Raw genomic sequence first — 278 nt, 5'->3', positions numbered from 1 at the left:
CACGCAGGCGATGTTCTGGCCCGTGCTGCTCGGCGAGCAGAAGCTGCAGATGGACAAACAGCACTTCTTCGAAAACGAGATCGCGGCGCTCGGGCCCGTCACGCATATCCGCTTCAACATCATTCCGGATGGTGGCGTGTCGCGCCTGCGTCTGTGGGGCACGCTCGCATCATGAAGACACTCGCTATCGAACCGCTGACACGCGAAGCATTCGCGCCGTTCGGGGACGTGATCGAACTGGAAGGCGCGAAGCAGATCCCGATCAATCTCGGCACGAC

Annotated in this window: 1 protein-coding gene and 1 pseudogene; both read left to right on the top strand. The window is 61.2% G+C overall.

Going from position 1 to position 278, the window contains the following annotated elements; translation table 11 throughout:
- Positions 1-175: pseudogene (locus tag SB753_RS36745) on the top strand (allantoicase); the annotation flags it as partial.
- A partial coding sequence (locus tag SB753_RS36740) for an ureidoglycolate lyase (protein WP_410805043.1) occupies positions 172-278 on the top strand: 107 nt, incomplete at its 3' end. The pseudogene SB753_RS36745 and the gene SB753_RS36740, both read left to right, overlap by 4 nt.

It is taken from the genome of Paraburkholderia sp. SIMBA_053, assembly GCF_046534895.1.
Classification (GTDB): Bacteria; Pseudomonadota; Gammaproteobacteria; order Burkholderiales; family Burkholderiaceae; genus Paraburkholderia; species Paraburkholderia caledonica.
The sequence above is the reverse complement of the archived record's forward strand: the minus strand, read 5'-3'. Positions and strand labels throughout refer to the sequence as shown.